Annotated in this window: 12 protein-coding genes; 2 read left to right on the top strand and 10 right to left on the bottom strand. The window is 42.2% G+C overall.

Going from position 1 to position 16,141, the window contains the following annotated elements; translation table 11 throughout:
- Positions 1–10: 10 nt before the first annotated feature.
- The 10 genes from L0659_RS23140 to aspS form a co-directional block, all read right to left on the bottom strand.
- Positions 11–1,465: a lipopolysaccharide biosynthesis protein gene (locus tag L0659_RS23140; protein WP_235128953.1), complete on the bottom strand. Its 1,455-nt coding sequence runs from the start codon at positions 1,463–1,465 to the stop codon at positions 11–13.
- A 44-nt stretch (positions 1,466–1,509) separates the two neighbouring features.
- Positions 1,510–2,610: a glycosyltransferase gene (locus tag L0659_RS23135; protein ID WP_235128952.1), complete on the bottom strand. Its 1,101-nt coding sequence runs from the start codon at positions 2,608–2,610 to the stop codon at positions 1,510–1,512.
- A 19-nt stretch (positions 2,611–2,629) separates the two neighbouring features.
- Positions 2,630–3,649, bottom strand: a complete 1,020-nt coding sequence (locus L0659_RS23130; protein WP_235128951.1) for a GDP-mannose 4,6-dehydratase — start codon at positions 3,647–3,649, stop codon at positions 2,630–2,632.
- Between the two features lies 1 nt (position 3,650).
- A complete protein-coding gene (gene rfbH / locus L0659_RS23125; RefSeq protein ID WP_235128950.1) occupies positions 3,651–4,973 on the bottom strand; it encodes a lipopolysaccharide biosynthesis protein RfbH in 1,323 nt (440 codons plus the stop codon).
- A 3-nt stretch (positions 4,974–4,976) separates the two neighbouring features.
- The gene (locus L0659_RS23120) at positions 4,977–5,873 is read right to left on the bottom strand and encodes an NAD(P)-dependent oxidoreductase (RefSeq protein WP_235128949.1); all 897 of its coding nucleotides are present in this window, start codon (positions 5,871–5,873) and stop codon (positions 4,977–4,979) included.
- On the bottom strand, positions 5,866–6,945 hold the full coding sequence (gene rfbG, locus L0659_RS23115) for a CDP-glucose 4,6-dehydratase (RefSeq protein ID WP_235128948.1): 1,080 nt from the start codon (positions 6,943–6,945) through the stop codon (positions 5,866–5,868). The genes L0659_RS23120 and rfbG overlap by 8 nt, the downstream gene beginning before the upstream one ends.
- A gap of 9 nt (positions 6,946–6,954) precedes the next feature.
- Positions 6,955–7,725: a glucose-1-phosphate cytidylyltransferase gene (gene rfbF, locus L0659_RS23110; protein ID WP_235128947.1), complete on the bottom strand. Its 771-nt coding sequence runs from the start codon at positions 7,723–7,725 to the stop codon at positions 6,955–6,957.
- 41 nt (positions 7,726–7,766) lie between these two features.
- Entirely contained in the window at positions 7,767–8,840 is a 1,074-nt protein-coding gene (locus L0659_RS23105) for a Wzz/FepE/Etk N-terminal domain-containing protein (protein ID WP_235128946.1), read from the bottom strand.
- 18 nt (positions 8,841–8,858) lie between these two features.
- Positions 8,859–11,264, bottom strand: a complete 2,406-nt coding sequence (locus L0659_RS23100) for an SLBB domain-containing protein (RefSeq protein WP_235128945.1) — start codon at positions 11,262–11,264, stop codon at positions 8,859–8,861.
- 141 nt (positions 11,265–11,405) lie between these two features.
- Positions 11,406–13,163, bottom strand: a complete 1,758-nt coding sequence (gene aspS, locus L0659_RS23095) for an aspartate--tRNA ligase (RefSeq protein WP_235128944.1) — start codon at positions 13,161–13,163, stop codon at positions 11,406–11,408.
- Between the two features lie 92 nt (positions 13,164–13,255).
- Here aspS and L0659_RS23090 point away from each other — a divergent pair, with 92 nt between their 5' ends.
- Positions 13,256–14,173, top strand: a complete 918-nt coding sequence (locus L0659_RS23090; protein ID WP_235128943.1) for a PE-PGRS family protein — start codon at positions 13,256–13,258, stop codon at positions 14,171–14,173.
- A gap of 9 nt (positions 14,174–14,182) precedes the next feature.
- Complete coding sequence (locus tag L0659_RS23085) at positions 14,183–16,066, top strand: CocE/NonD family hydrolase (protein ID WP_235128942.1); 1,884 nt, start codon at positions 14,183–14,185, stop codon at positions 16,064–16,066.
- The last annotated feature ends 75 nt before the right edge of the window (positions 16,067–16,141 follow it).

Here is a 16,141-nt window from a genome sequence, read left to right as displayed (position 1 = left end):
AATACATGACCTACCTGCCTGCAAATTTTGCAATTATTGGTGCAGACAGCTTTTTAAGCGTTGAAAATTCAAAAAGCATAAATGTGATAGCTAAAAAGCCAAGCTTGATGAGCAAAGTAAATACGACCGATAATGATATTTGAGTGAAGGCTTCCAAACGGTTAAATAAGATAAAGACGCCCGCCAGAGTAATTGCCATAGGAAGCGGTCTTAGAACGGTTTTAAAGAATGTCCATAAAGACGATTTCAGTACAATGCTTATCAATAAATAAAATGCTTGAATAAAATTCACATAGTATGAAACTACTAGTAATGTTGCTGTAACTGAAAGAGATTTAAAGTAGAAAATCCCAAATAAAATAGATGCAATTGTCAGTACGGCGGACAGAAAACCGGATAAAAATAAAAGGTCCGTTCTTCCGGCAGCTTGAAAAATAGAGCCGCTACTGGACAAAATCATTTGCAGCCATACCGAAAAGCTCAAAATTTTCAAAATTGGAATAACTTCAAGCCATTGTCTTCCAAGCAACGTAATAATGATCTCATCTGCTGCAAAGAAAATAAAGATGGATATTGGAAATCCAAGTGTTGCGAGCACTCCTGCCACTTTTGTATATTCCTGAAAAATGACCGGTTTATTATCCTGAAACTTTGCAAGGATTGGATGTAAAACCGGTGTTATTACATTAGTAAGATAAGCAATAGGATATATCATTAGCTGATAAGCTTGCCCATATACGCCTAGGCTCGCATTCCCCATATATTTTCCAATCAATATATTATCCAAATTTCTAGAAAAATAATTAATGAAATTGAATGCAAATTGATAAGACGAATAACCGGCTATTTTTCTTATTCCGACTAACGAAATTTTACTTTGGAGCTTTAACCCTGAAAAAATATAATACAGGCTAAATACAATGACACTGGATACAATTGAACGCCAGATCATCGAATAATAGCTGAAATTATTCAGGGCAAGAAAGATTGCAAAGATGCCTGTAAACAAAGCAGTACACGTATCAATAAGTCCGGTGACTTTGAATGCCCGGGCTTTGATCAGTAAGTTTCTGGGCACTACGGCAATTGAACTGAAGAATAGGTTAATTGCTAGCAGCTGACATATTTTAATATATTCTTTGTTTGAATAAAAATCAGCAATGAGATAAGAAAAGAGAAAGAACGCGATCGCTAGTGTAATACTTAACAGCACACTCAGTTTAAAGATATCTGATGTGTCCCGTGAATCAAGATTTTGATTCTGAACGATACCAGATCCAATACCAATGTCACTCAGAATATTGAAAAATGTAATAAATACCGTTACAACACCCAAGACTCCAAATTCACTTGGGGACAAGAGTCTGGCCAGAGAAGAATTAATTAAAATCCCAATAAGTACTCCGCTGTATCTACTAATGAAGACTATAACGGTCCCTTTTCTTATTTCTTGTTGTATTTGCATTCTAGCTTTACAGTCTTCAAGATAAACATTAACAGTTTTTAATATTAAAGTTTATCTAATATCAGGGAAGCTATTTTTTCTTTGAAAGAATTATAAGAAAAAATGCTTTCATACTTTTGGAAGCCATTATTCCCAACCCTAAGGAGCCTCTCTTTGTCAGACATTACATTAAAAATGGTGTCCGCAATATCATTAGGCGTATTGTTGCAAATTATGATGTCGGAATCTGTTGAGAGAAGTTGTTCGATGGCTGTTGTTGTCATAGTTAACATCGGAACGCCTAAAGCAAATGCGTCAGCAATCTTATTTATGAAAACAGTTTTTGCTTTTGAGCTGTCACCAAAACTTCCAAGTGCCAGGTCGCAGTTATTAATCAGGAACGGTTCTAATGCACCATTGTTAAATGATTTGTCATTTTCCACCCGAATTAAATGATCAAGACCGGATTGTTTGATCTTCTCTCTGTAACCAACCGATTTCTCTTCGCTATTTCCAAACAAATAAACTTCAAAATCAACATTCTTAGCGCTTAGTATCTTAACGGCATCTATGATTTTCTCAATGCCATGTAAAGGAATATAGGTTCCCCACCAGCATATTTTGAATACATTGCTACGGCCGCTAGCATATAGATTTTTCCCGCGACCTCGTGAGTCAACGCATAGCGGTATCAATTGATATTTTATTTCAGATAACTTTACGTTTAGGACATTTGTATAATAGTCAGCCTCTGCTTGATTAAGGAAAATAGTACAGTCGGATTTCAAAATAGCTTCCCTATCCAGATTGTAGTATTTTTTTGCTTCCGGACTATCCGCAGGCAGCCTGTTGCCATCATTTACATACGAATCGTAATAGGATATATAGAAGTCCGTGACGATTCTTTTCTTAAAAAATTTGGCTAACCTGTAACGATAAGAATAAATATGCTCAACCGCAGGAATAATAATGATATCTGATTTAGCCACCACAATTGCCTCCACAAGCATCTGCTGGATCTTGACAAAAAGCGTTTTTTTACCCCACAACTCTCTGACATTTAGAAAGAAGACATTTACGTCTTTTGTATCTAAGAGTGCCTTAAGCAAGTTTTGAGTTCGATAACTGCCGGCAGCCACTCCGTAGATTGTTACATTTACTTTCATTGATAATTCTTTGAGGCCACTATTTTTCAGTCATCCAATCAATCATCATTTTGACGCCGGCATGCTTGTCTATTTTCGGAGTCCAGCTGAAATGTTCAATCGCTTTGGTACAGTCTGCTACAAATACTTTTTGGTCACTTTGTCGCCAGGGAAGTTCTTCGTAAGTCATTTTTACATTAAGCTCGGATTCAAGCAATGCAAACAATTCGAGTAGCGATAGGCTATTGTGCATTCCACCTCCAATGTTGAATGCCTGGCCAGCAACTTTTTCAATGTTTAAAGCAGCAGAGAAATAGCAGCTTATCAAATCATCAACAAATAAGATGTCTCTAACCTGCTTGCCATTTCCAGAAATTGTAAATGGTTTTTTAGAATTTTGATCTTTAATATCCAGGGCTTGTTTTACAAACCAGCCAACCCAACCCTGATCAAAAGTAGAAAACTGCCTTCCGCCAAAGATCGATGAGTGTCTGAAAACAACAGTTTTCAATCCGAACATCTTGGCATAATCAAGCATATATTGATCTGTTGCTCCTTTGGAACAGCCATATGGCGACTGAAAATTCAGGGGAAGCGTTTCATCAAATCCATTCTCATATCTCTCTGCAACGAAACGGGTGTCAGTTTCTATAAAGTTTAAAGCGTCGAAGTCGCCATAAACCTTATTTGTTGAAGAATAGGTCACAATGGCGTCAGGAACATACTTACGGACACATTCCAGCAAATTGTTTCCTCCTAATACATTAATTTCGAAATCCAGCCTTGGGTTTGCGAGGGATGTAGTCATTGCTACTTGTCCCGCAAGGTGAAAAATGACGTCCGGTTTTGCATCTAGTATTGCGTACTCAACGTCATTGTAGGATCGTATATCGGATTTATAAAACTTAAATTCACCCTGTTTGTTCAACCATTCCAAATTTTGTTCGGACCCCGAACGAAAGAGGTTATCAAAAACAAAAAGTTCGTCACCCCTTCTTAATACCTCTGCTGCAAGGTTTGAACCCAAAAATCCGCACCCTCCAGTTATTAAATAGCGCATGTTATAAAGATTTGATATAAGTATCGATTGTTGCTACAATATATTCATAGTGAGACCGGTTCAAGCCAGGCCATACACCCAGCCAAAACGAATCATTCATAATGATGTCGGTATTGGTAAGATCTCCCACAAGTCGATATGTAAGCCCTTTATAAGCAGGTTGGCGGATGAGATTACCTGCAAAAAGCAGACGTGTCCCGATTTTGTTCTCTTCCAGGTATTGAGTAAGACTGCTTCGGTCAATTGGGCTTCCCTCACGAATGGTGATCATGAAACCGAACCAGCTCGGTTCGCTTTCCGGAGTCGCTTCGTGTAATATAAAGTGTTCCTCGAACGGTTTCAATAACTGATATAGCAAAGCATGGTTCTCTCTGCGTTTTTCAACAAATTGGTCGGCTTTTTGAAGTTGGCTAAGCCCGATCGCCGCCTGCATATCGGTCACTTTAAGATTAAAGCCGATATGTGAGTATGTGTATTTGTGATCATAGCCGTAAGGCAGGTCACCAAGTTGCCATTCAAATCTTTTACGGCATGTATTGTCCTTGCCGGTTTCACAATAACAATCCCGACCCCAATCGCGAAAACTTTCAACGATCATTTTTAGCTTAGGATTGTTTATGAGCACCGCTCCGCCTTCGCCCATTGTAATGTGGTGAGCCGGATAAAAGGATACAGTAGCCAGGTCACCAAAGGTTCCTGTTTTTCGTCCCCGATAAGTAGCACCTAGCGAATCGCAATCGTCCTCTATAACCCACAAATTGTATTTTTTTGCAACCTCCATGACAACATCCAAATTAAATGGGTTGCCCAGAGAATGCGCAATCATAATGGCTTTTGTCTTTGGCGACACAGCTTGCTCAATCAGTTCGGCTTTGATATTATATGTCGGGATATCGACATCGATGAATACCGGAATAGCACCATACTGTATCATTGGGTTTACCGTTGTGGGAAAACCCGCTGCAACGGTAATAACCTCATCACCAGGCTTGATTTGGCGCTCTCCCAATTTTGGAGAAGTTAGTGCATAAAAAGCGCACAGGTTTGCAGAGGAACCAGAATTTACTAAGATTGAAAATTTTGAACCGAAGTATTTTGCAAACTGAAATTCAAACTTTTTTCCAAACCTGCCTGTGGTCAACCAGCCATCCATAACGGAGTCTATGCCATATAATAGGTCTTGCTCATCAATGACCTTACCGGTTACCGGTATATAATGTTCACCAGGGACAATTTCTCTGGCCGTTTTTTTCTGCAAAATTGGAAGCAGAAGTTGTAGCACATCATTGTCTATATTAGTCAGCTTATCAAGAATTTGCTCCATGTTTCAAAGGTTGTAATAATAATTAGCAGTTTTTTGAAGTGCTTCATTTAGATCGGTACAGTAAAAACCTAACTCCCGAGCTTTTGATGATGCATTGTAAAAGGTTTGACTTTCTCCTTGGCGCTGAGGTAAAGCACCCCAGTTCCAAATATTTGGATCATAATCCGGTATTTGTCTTGAAAGAAGCTGACTTAGCTCCCTCAGGCTTCTTGGCTTTCCGCTTCCTACATTGATAATGTTTGAATCAATTTCTTGAATAGTCCCACTTACTACAAGATTTAGGATAAACTGTGCTAGATCCTCTACGAAAATATAATCTCGTTCCTGTTGCCCATCAGACAAGTCAATTACTTTATTTTCTTTCTGAGCTTTGATCAGCATTGGGAAGAATTTAGAAAGATCTTCTCCCTTACCAAACATCCCAAATGGTCTGATCACTGCACATTGTTGCTTCATATGTTGCAGCAAATAATTTGTGAAAAGCAGCTTAGAAATCCCATAATGTGTTTTGGGAAAACATAAGCTTTGTTCCGTTAATTGTTCCTGCTCCATACTGTATTCAAAAGCAGTACCAATTTGTATCCAGAAGAGCCCAGGTATATATTTGAATAAATAGTCAACGAGGTTTCGCTTTTCTAGGTAATTAATTTGATATAATGTTTCGAGATCGATCTGATTTTTTACAACCCCATAACCGCTTGCATCAATAATTAAATCTGGCTGCAAGTCGACAAGCAGCTTCCAAGAGGTTGATTCTAGAAGATCAAATTGAATGTTATCAGCTTTTGAAATTCGTGAGGTAACAAAAAGATCAATAGTTGGCTCAGATTTGAATATCCGCACCAAATTTTGACCTACAAAGCCACTTGATCCCAGGATGGCGACTTTGATTTTACTCATTACTGAAACTGATTATTTGCTCCTCTACCAATTCTCTACCTGAAACTTTCTGGTCATTTTTTAAATACCACTCCAAAGTTTTTTGGATCGAGGTGGTTGCGTCGAGTTTAGGTTGCCAGCCAAGTAAATTTACTGTCTTGCTAATGTCAAGTTTTAATAATCCTGCCTCATGGGGTTGTCCATCCACTGTTTGAATGCTATATTCACCACTTCCCCAAATTCTCAATGCAGTCTTTACGAGCTCTTCAACAGTCAGATTATCTTCCGACTTTGGACCAAAATTCCAGCTTTCCGCAAAAAATGTAGGGTTTTCGATCAACTTACACCCTAGGTGCAGATAACCTCCAATTGGCTCCAAAACATGTTGCCATGGGCGAACCGCATTTGGATTACGAACTGTTACTATTTCAGATTTCGCAAGAGAGCGGACAATATCCGGAATGATCCGGTCTTTCGCCCAATCACCGCCGCCGATCACATTACCTGCCCGAGCGCTGGCAATCGATTTTTGATGAATTGAATAGTCATTCGGATGGAAAAATGAATTCCTGTAAGAGCTGATAACTAGTTCAGCGCATGCCTTGCTGGCGCTGTAAGGGTCATAGCCGCCAAGTCTATCGGTTTCGCGGTAGGGGTAATGCCATTCTTTATTCTCGTAGACTTTATCAGTTGTAATAAGAACAACAGCACAAGGTTTCTTGAGAGCTTTTACAGCATCCAGTAAATTCGCAGTACCAATTGCATTTATCGCAAATGTATCGGCAGGAATGGCGTAGGAAAGACGAACTAATGGCTGAGCTGCCAAATGAAATACGAAATCTGGTTCAAAGGACGACAATGCTTCATTTAAGCTCGCAGTGTCTCGGATGTCCGCAATGACCGACTCGCATAATCCGTCGCCGTCAATCGTGTTATATAGATCAAATGTATTTTCCGGGGCGAGACTGTAGCCCTTCACATCAGCGCCAAGAAGGTGTAACCAATAGATAAGCCACGAACCTTTGAAACCAGTGTGACCTGTAACAAAAACTTTTTTACCCTTATAGTAATGTGCTAAGTGCTGATATTCCATAATTAATATTTACCAAATTTTCCAAGGTGCTTCTTGGCTCCCCCAAAGATTTTCTAATTCCTGCTTGTCGCGCAGCGTGTCCATCGGCTTCCAAAACCCTGAATGTTTGAAAGCAGCCATTTGACCGTCTTTCGCGATATTTTCAAGCGGCTCTTTTTCGAACACGCTCTGATCTTCACCGATATAATCCAGGATTTCGGGCTGGCAGACGAAGAATCCTCCGTTGATCCAGGCGCCGTCGCCTCTTGGTTTTTCCAAAAATGATAAAACCTCGTTACTTTCGGAAATGTTTAATGCACCGAATCTGCCGGATGGTTGTACGGCTGTCACAGTCAATAACTTTTGCTCTCTCTGGTGAAATGCAACCAGCTCCGAAATGTTAACATTCCCCACACCATCGCCATAAGTAAGCAGAAATGGTTGACCATCCAGATATTGTTTTACTCTTTTAATTCTCCCTCCGGTCATCGTATCCATTCCCGTATCCACAAGTGTCACTTTCCAGGGTTCTGCCTGTGAATTGAGAATTTCCATTTTATTTTCCCTCATATCAAACGTAACGTCTGACTGGTGGAGAAAGTAATTGGCAAAATACTCCTTTATCACATAACCTTTATAGCCAAGGCATATTACAAAATCATTAAATCCATGCGCGGCATATATTTTCATAATGTGCCATAAAATTGGACTTCCACCAATTTCCACCATGGGCTTTGGCTTTAAAACTGTTTCTTCGGATAAGCGTGTGCCTAATCCGCCGGCAAGTAAGACGACCTTCATTTAAAATAGCAAATTAAAAGCAGATGAAATTTTCCAAAAAATTAAAGTGATGTCGCAGGAATAAGATTATCCTGGATCTTTTCCCTCACAAATAATATGTACATTAATCCAATAACGACCCCAAATATAGCTGTGAAGATACCATATTTCAGACGCTTCGGGCCACTTTTGGATAGCGGCACCTTCGCAGGTTCCAAAATTTTGAATACGGGTTTCTCTTCTTTGACTGATATTCTGGCTTGTTCATACCTGCTTACCAGACTGCTGTAAAGCGACTGCGCGAGTACATAATCGGCTTGTAAGCGTTGCTCTTCAATTCTCGCTACATTCAAAAACGCGTTACGATTGCGATCTCGGTAGCTATTCAAAGCATATTCTGAATCCGACATCCTTTTCTTTGCTTCGGCAACTTGTTCTTTCAGCAAATCAACTTTTTGTTTCGCTTTGGTTGTCCGATAGTCTTCCACATAAACCTCCATGTAATTCTTCGCCTCCCGTACCAACACTGCCGATACATAGGGATCTTCGGTTTCTGCACTGATTGTGATAATTCCCTCCTTAGGGTCTGCGGAAGCACTGATAATCGATGTAGCCTGGTTTACTAAGCTCTGCTCTCCGACAGTTCTTGAAACAATATCCGCTGGCAATTTTGGCGCCACCTTCGTTGTTGTGCCCGACTTTGAAGGGCGGAAAAAACTAAAAATACGCGAGACAAAACTGACGGAAGAGTCTTTTCTCAAATATGTTTCCAGGTTCTTATATTTAACATTGTCCTGATCTACTACGGGTTGCTGAAGCAGATACTCACCGAAGGGAGAACTTTGCAGGATCGAAGGATACAATTCCGGAGATAGTTTTTCGGCACCATCAGAATTGAGGCCTGCTCCCAAAAGCGAGAAGGAATTGCTTTTAAGTCCGTATTCAGGAAGCAATGTAATCTTGGATTCGTATGTTTTAGTAACAAAAAAGCTTAAAACAATGCCAGCGATTCCGCATACGACACCAATGATCAACAGTATCTTTATATATTTCTTTAAGAAAATAAAAACATCGACAAGACGAATTTCCAATACTTGCTGCGACTTGTTTTCGGTATTTGTTATTTGATCAGACATTCTGGATTCGCAAGTATGTTAGAATAAACGGATAGCTGTGAGAATCAAAGTCGTCGCCAGTGAAATGATCGCGATACGTTCTCCGGGCGTTATTGGGCGGTCAGGTTTTGGCTCTTTCAATGGAACCGTTACAACAGATCCCGGCTGAACTTTTGGGTAGGATCTGAAAAACAAGAATTTGCTTGTGCGGTGCGTCCTTCCGTTAGGGTAGGAGACGTAAACCCTGTTTTTGCGGGCTCTTTCAGCAAATCCACCGGCCTGAGAGATGTATTCGTGGAAGTTGAAACTTGGATCGAAGTTTACCAATGAAGGATTATAAACGCCTCCCTGGATTCTCACCATCTCGGATTTTTTCGGAATGTAGATTGTATCGCCATCCGCCAGAAGCAGGTTAGCAGGGATTGACGGCTTCTCAATGATCGCTTTCAGGTCAAGGGCAACCAATTCACGATTTCGGTAAAACCTGGCTCCTTCTATGTATGCTTCTTTGCGCATTCCGCCCGCTTTGGGGAACAGATCTGAAATTTTTTCAAAGTTGTTCAGAATGGTGTACGTTCCGGGATAAGTCACCTGACCAAAAATCGTCACCGTTTTCTGCGTCTCATATCTTGGGGATTTACGCACCAGAACAATGTCGTAAGGATAGAGTGTAAACTTCTGATCCTGCTCATTCAATGTCAGGTTATCAGCAACGTCCAGCGTGAAAATCCTTACATTCTGGTCGCTTGGAAGCCCGGTTGTATCATTTTTAACCCTGCGTGAAACTTCGATGCGGTAGGGGATACCGCCTTCTGTGTAGCCGCCTGCCTGAAATATCAAATCCGCAATGGTGATATCTTTATAGTAATAGTATTCACCGGGATTAATAACCGACCCCTTTACAGATAAGAAGGTAAATTCTTTCAGGTCCTCTACCGACTTAATGGTAAGAATATCGCCGGGTAATAATGTGATATCAGGGATCTCATTGTTTAACAGTTTCCTTAAATCAATGGCAACAAGTCCGGTTTGGGTGTCACCGCTTGATCTTTCGAGAAGTGCGCGGTTAAGGAATGCTCTGGGGCTGATTCCTTGTGAAATTGTAATTAATTCTTTTACTGTTTTGGTGCGTTCATCCAGAGGATATACGCCCGGCCTTGTTACTGCACCGCGGACTTCAACCTGGTTAGCAACAACTTCGAGAATCCTTTTAACATTATAGATATCCCCGTTTTTTGGGACAAAAGTATTCACCTGAACAGAATCGATACTTCCGATTATGAAGTTATTACCCGTATTTCTCTGATACTGGATCAGCTGCGTGAATGCATCCGGTGTAAAGCCGCCTGCATATTTCAGGATATCCTTCATTGTTTCGCCAGCCTTCGCTTCAAAAATCCCGCTTTTCTTGACCTCACCGGTTAGTTCCAGTCGTGTTTCATATGGGCGGATCAAAATGATGTCCTGATCCTGCAAAGCAATGTTATCCCTTAAATCTGCATCTATCAGGAACCGGTACAAGTCTATCTGACGGATGATTTTGTTATTTCTGATTATATCGATGTTCCTGTAAGAACCATTTCGCCCTGGTCCTCCCGAAACGTAAAGTGCATTGAAAGCGGTTGATAAAGAGGAAACTGTGTAAGTGCCGGGACGAACCACTTCACCCGCAATCATAACCCGGATGCTGCGAACATTACCCAATGTAATGGTGGAGTAGGTGCCGGATCCGGGGCGGTTTAATGTAGAATATGCCTGTCTCAGTCTGTTAATAATCCTCTCGCTGGCCTGTTCAATGGTGAGTCCATTGACATACACCGGAGCGAGGTTCAGCATTTTGACTGTTCCTTCCGGGCTGATCTTCATGCGGAAATTATCCACTGAATTTCCATAAATGTCGACCACTAACTCGTCGTCAGGCCCTAAAATGTAATTTCTTGGTGTTGGAATTCGTAGATTAGGCTCAAAAGTTGTTGAAGTCCTTCTGAAAAATGATGAACCGAATGTTCTGTTTAACCTTCTAAACCGTGCTCTTCCAGCAGCAGTCGTATCTCTTTCGTTATTTGTCTCTTCTTCTAACTCATCCAGGTCATCCTGCTCCCTGGTTTCATCCAGCTGGTCTCTGTTAGGATCATTTTTTGTGTTGTCCTTAGAGCTCTGTTCCAGACGTTTACGCATTGCGGAAATATCATCCAGCGTATAACCTCTTTGCAATGCTGCCTTTTCGATATCCATATCGGACATTCCGGACTGCTTGGCCTGGTTATAGAATTCAACGGCCTGTGAGTTGGAAACGGGAGCTCCGGTCGACGGTGTTGGGGTGGCTTGCCCCGGTACAGTGGTCGGGGTTTGTGGTACTGGATCCTGGGCTTGGGTGGCTGTACTTATCAGTAGGATAAAAAACGCTATCCGAATGGCGTTAACTGTTTTAGATAAATAATGCATGCAGTGTTTATTATATTAAATGGCGTCGGTACGCTTTTCTGAACTAGATCCAGGGTGCTTGACAAAGCAAGCAGCAAAACTACAAAATCTTACAATAATTAAATTCCCCGGAAAAATATATTAATCCAATAAATATTTAAACTATTCTACTTTGATAGCCAATTCTTTCAATTGCGCATCCGATATAACAGACGGTGAATCAATCATCACGTCGCGTCCCGAATTATTCTTAGGGAACGCGATAAAGTCCCTGATAGAGTCCGCGCCGCCAAAGATGGAGCACAGACGGTCAAATCCAAACGCAATCCCGGCGTGGGGAGGTGCGCCAAATTCGAAAGCATTCATCAAGAACCCAAATTGCTCCTGAGCCTCTTCCTCGGTAAAGCCAAGGATTCCAAACATTTGCTTTTGAAGCTCTTTTTCAAAGATCCTCACAGAACCTCCGCCAACTTCAACGCCATTGATCACCATATCGTATGCATTGGCCCTGACCGCTCCCAAATTCCCGTCCAGCAAAGCAATATCCTCCGGCTTCGGACTTGTAAAAGGATGGTGCATGGCAAACCAGCGATTTTCTGCTTCCCCATATTCCAACAATGGAAAATCCAGCACCCATAATGCTCTGTATTCGTCCGGGTTTCTCAACCCTAACCTCGTTCCCATTTCAAGGCGAAGCTCGTTCAATTGCTTGCGCGCTTTGTCTGCGGCACCCGAAATAATTAAGATCAGATCGCCCGGTTTAGCATTAAACGCCTCAGCCCATTTCTTAATATCTTCTTCGGCGTAGAATTTGTCAACGGACGATTTCAATGAACCATCGGTATTATAGCGAACATAAATCAAGCCTTTCGCTCCGATTTGCGGACGTTTCAGCCAGTCCGTTAGTTCGTCCATTTGCTTGCGGGTATATACGGCACTATCCGGTGCGCAGATGCCGACAACCAACTCAGCGTCATCAAATACACCGAAACCTTTGCCCGAAGTAAGATCCTGTGCAGCTCCTTTTAATTCGACAAACTGCATATCGAACCGGATATCCGGTTTGTCCGAGCCATACAGTCGCATGGCGTCCGTATAAGTCATACGCGGAACTTCCGGCAGGTCAAGTCCTTTTACTTTTGCAAATAGGTTACGGATAAGTCCTTCAAAAGTATTCAAAACGTCTTCCTGCGTTACAAACGACATTTCGCAGTCTATTTGCGTAAATTCAGGCTGACGGTCAGCACGTAAATCTTCATCCCGGAAACATTTCACGATCTGGTAGTAACGGTCGAAACCTGCCACCATCAGCAGCTGCTTAAATGTTTGCGGAGATTGTGGCAATGCGTAAAACTCCCCCGGGTTCATGCGGCTAGGAACAACAAAATCCCGCGCGCCTTCCGGTGTGGATTTTATTAATACAGGTGTTTCAACTTCTATAAAGTCCAGATCATCCAGGTAAGCACGCGTGTGACGCGCAACCTGATGCCGCAATTGTAAATTTTTACGAACATTATTTCTTCTCAGATCCAGATATCTGTATTTCATCCGGATATCATCACCGCCATCCGTTTCATCTTCGATCAGGAAGGGAGGTAATTTTGCAGGATTCAGGATATTTAGTTCCGAAACGCGTATTTCGATAGCACCGGTGGCTATTTTGTCATTCTTGGAAAGCCTTTCTATCACCTGGCCTTTTGCTGAAATAACAAATTCACGGCCCAGTGAGCGCGCGATTTCAAGCACATTAGCCTGTGTTTTTCCTTCTTCAAACAGAAGCTGAGTTAATCCGTAGCGGTCACGCAAATCAAGCCAGATCATGCCGCCCTTATCACGGACACGCTGAACCCAGCCACACAATACAACCTCTTGATTTACATGTTCTAAGCTTAACTCTCCACAGGTATGGGTACGTAACATATAACTTTTTTAATACTGATATAGTGAAACTGCCTGATAATAAATGGCGCAAAAGTACGTATTTTTAGCAAATCTAACATGAAGTGTTTTTTATGAAATTATATAAAAGGCTGAGCGGGCAAGCAGGAGTGGTTCTGTCGTCCATTATTTTTTGTGTTACCTGTTCCTGCGATCCCGATCCCGTAACCAATCCCACCGCCGCTGCCGACTTTGATATAATTCCTCAAAAAGTTGCCATTACACCCGGTATTATAGACGAAGCCTCGGGCCTAGTTCCGAGTTATAACATGCCTGGGAATTTCTGGGTGAACCAGGATTCCGGCCAGCCGAGCTCTCTGTATTTGTTAAGCGCAGATGGAAAGAATATTAAGGAAATGAAAATTCCCGGTGCCGCTAACCGTGATTGGGAAGATGTGGCGACTGGCCCCGGACCAGAGGCAGGCGTCAATTATCTTTATATAGGAGACATTGGAAACAATAATGAGCCTAAAAGCCAGGTCGGTGTCATTTACAGGGTTCCGGAAGTGAGCGATGCCAATGCGAATTTTGATGAAACGAAATTGGAAAAAATCACATTCAGCTATCCTGATGGCGCCAGGGATGCAGAGTCACTCATGCTTGATCCGGCCACCAAAGATCTTTTTGTTTTATCAAAGGAAGGACAAAATACAGGCATTTACAGGCTGGCTTTCCCGCAATCCACGACGCAAACCATTGTTGCTGAAAAAGTGGGAACAGTGCCGGGCGTAGGATTAGCCACAGGCGGAAATATTTCAAAAGATGGCACCGAAATCCTCATCAGGACTTATCTTGCTGTATATTATTGGAAAATAAAGGCAGGTGAATCTGTGGGGCAAACATTAACCCAACCATCGACAAAACAATTATTGGTGGCCCTTGAACCGCAGGGTGAGGCGGTTTGTATGGATGCCGATGGGAAAGGATTTTATACGCTCAGCGAACGGTCCAATGCTGCCAGCGTTACTTTGAATTTTTATAAAAAAAAATAGACAAAACTCATGTTTAAAAATCTACTAGGCGTCGTTCTGATGCTCGTTGTTACTCTTGCAAACGCTCAGAACGGGGATGAAAAATTCATTCGCGAAAATTACACGAAAGCCGAATACGACATTCCGGTCCGCGATGGCGTGAAACTGCATACGATCGTTTACAGCCCGAAAGACGCTTCTGCCGACAAAAAATATCCGTTTTTAATGCAGCGCACATGTTACAGCGTTGCTCCTTACGGGCCAGACAATTATCCACCCAGGATCGGTCCAAGTCCGACATTAATGCGGGACAAATTTATTTTTGTATACCAGGATGTGCGCGGCCGCTACATGAGCGAAGGCGAGTGGACCAATATGACGCCGCACATTGCGCAGAAAAAGGGAAAAAAGGATGTGGACGAAGCCTCGGACACATATGACACGATTGATTGGCTGCTCAAAAGCGTTCCTAACAACAATGGCAAAGTGGGCCAGTGGGGAATTTCCTATCCCGGATTTTACACCACCGCAAGCGCGCTTTCTGAGCATCCGGCATTAAAAGCATCGTCGCCGCAAGCACCCATCGCCGACTTCTTTTTTGACGATTTCCACCATAACGGCGCATTTACGCAAGGTTATTACCTGACATTTCCGGTTTTCGGGATCAAGCCTCCGAAACCGACAACGTCTTCCTGGTTTGCCGGGGATATGTTCGAAGCCAAGCCCGATGGTTACACATTCAACCTGAACATGGGCCCGCTGAAAAATTTTGATAAATATTATTCAAAGAATTTCTACTGGCAGGAAACGGTCAACCACCCAAATAAGGATGAGTTTTGGCAAAAAAGGGACATCCTGCCGCATTTGAAAAACATTAAGCATGCATTTATGACCGTTGGCGGCTGGTTTGATGCAGAAGATCTATATGGTCCTTTGAACACTTACAAAACAATAGAAAAGAACAACCCTTCTACATATAATACGATTGTCGTGGGGCCTTTCGGGCACGGGCGGTGGAGCAGGGAAACCGGGCATACATTGCACAATGATATTTATTTTGGAGATAGCATTGCAACATTTTATCAAACCAACATTGAGGCGAAATTTTTCAAACATTTCCTGAAAGAATCGGGCGACGGGAAAACCGATTTGCCGGAAGCATACATGTTTGATACGGGCAAAAAAGCTTGGCAGACATTTGATAAATGGCCTTTGGCGAATGTTGAGAAGCGCAAATTATATTTCCACGAAAGCGGCAAACTTGATTTCAAAGCGCCCGCACAGGCCAAGTCTGTGAGTGAATATGTAAGTGACCCGGCCAAACCGGTTCCTTACACCGCGAATTACAAGCAAATGGCCGGTTTCACGCCGTTTGAATACATGTCGGAAGACCAGCGCTTCGCTTCCACGCGACCGGATGTCCTTGTTTTTCAGACCGATGTGCTTGAAAATGACGTTACATTGGGAGGAGAAATTACAGCATTATTAAAGATCAGCACAACCGGGACCGACGCCGATTTTTTTGTGAAACTAATCGACGTCTATCCCGGTGACGAAAAAATTCATGCATATCTGCCCAATCCCACGACGGTTCTTGCAGGTTACCAGCAAATGGTGCGGAGCGAAATCATGAGATCGAGGTTCCGAAATAGTTTTGAGAAACCGGAAGCATTGGTCGCTGGAAAAATGACCGACATTAAATTCCGCTTGCAGGATGTTTTGCACACATTTAAAAAAGGCCACCGCATTATGGTGCAGGTTCAGAGCACCGCATTCCCGCTTTTTGACCGAAATCCCCAGAAATACGTGGAGAACATTTACAAGGCTGACCAATCGGACTTTATCAGCGCAAAGCAAACCATTTTTCATCAGGCCGGCGCAGCCAGTTCACTTGAAATTGACGTGATCAAATGATGCGACACTATTCAGTGCGACACCATTCGGTGCGACACTATTCAGTGCGATCTTATTTTTTGAATTTTAAAAATA

Origin of the sequence: Dyadobacter sp. CY347, assembly GCF_021502655.1 — a bacterium.
Lineage (GTDB): Bacteria > Bacteroidota > Bacteroidia > Cytophagales > Spirosomataceae > Dyadobacter.
This window is presented reverse-complemented; position numbering and strand designations above follow the sequence as displayed.

What these genes read in the sequence shown, in the direction of transcription:
- L0659_RS23140 (WP_235128953.1), bottom strand. Translation starts at nt 1,465, where the DNA reads ATGCAAATACAACAAGAAATAAGAAAAGGGACCGTTATAGTCTTCATT.
- L0659_RS23135 (WP_235128952.1), bottom strand. Translation starts at nt 2,610, where the DNA reads ATGAAAGTAAATGTAACAATCTACGGAGTGGCTGCCGGCAGTTATCGA.
- L0659_RS23130 (WP_235128951.1), bottom strand. Translation starts at nt 3,649, where the DNA reads ATGCGCTATTTAATAACTGGAGGGTGCGGATTTTTGGGTTCAAACCTT.
- rfbH (WP_235128950.1), bottom strand. Translation starts at nt 4,973, where the DNA reads ATGGAGCAAATTCTTGATAAGCTGACTAATATAGACAATGATGTGCTA.
- L0659_RS23120 (WP_235128949.1), bottom strand. Translation starts at nt 5,873, where the DNA reads ATGAGTAAAATCAAAGTCGCCATCCTGGGATCAAGTGGCTTTGTAGGT.
- rfbG (WP_235128948.1), bottom strand. Translation starts at nt 6,945, where the DNA reads ATGGAATATCAGCACTTAGCACATTACTATAAGGGTAAAAAAGTTTTT.
- rfbF (WP_235128947.1), bottom strand. Translation starts at nt 7,725, where the DNA reads ATGAAGGTCGTCTTACTTGCCGGCGGATTAGGCACACGCTTATCCGAA.
- L0659_RS23105 (WP_235128946.1), bottom strand. Translation starts at nt 8,840, where the DNA reads ATGTCTGATCAAATAACAAATACCGAAAACAAGTCGCAGCAAGTATTG.
- L0659_RS23100 (WP_235128945.1), bottom strand. Translation starts at nt 11,264, where the DNA reads ATGCATTATTTATCTAAAACAGTTAACGCCATTCGGATAGCGTTTTTT.
- aspS (WP_235128944.1), bottom strand. Translation starts at nt 13,163, where the DNA reads ATGTTACGTACCCATACCTGTGGAGAGTTAAGCTTAGAACATGTAAAT.
- L0659_RS23090 (WP_235128943.1), top strand. Translation starts at nt 13,256, where the DNA reads ATGAAATTATATAAAAGGCTGAGCGGGCAAGCAGGAGTGGTTCTGTCG.
- L0659_RS23085 (WP_235128942.1), top strand. Translation starts at nt 14,183, where the DNA reads ATGTTTAAAAATCTACTAGGCGTCGTTCTGATGCTCGTTGTTACTCTT.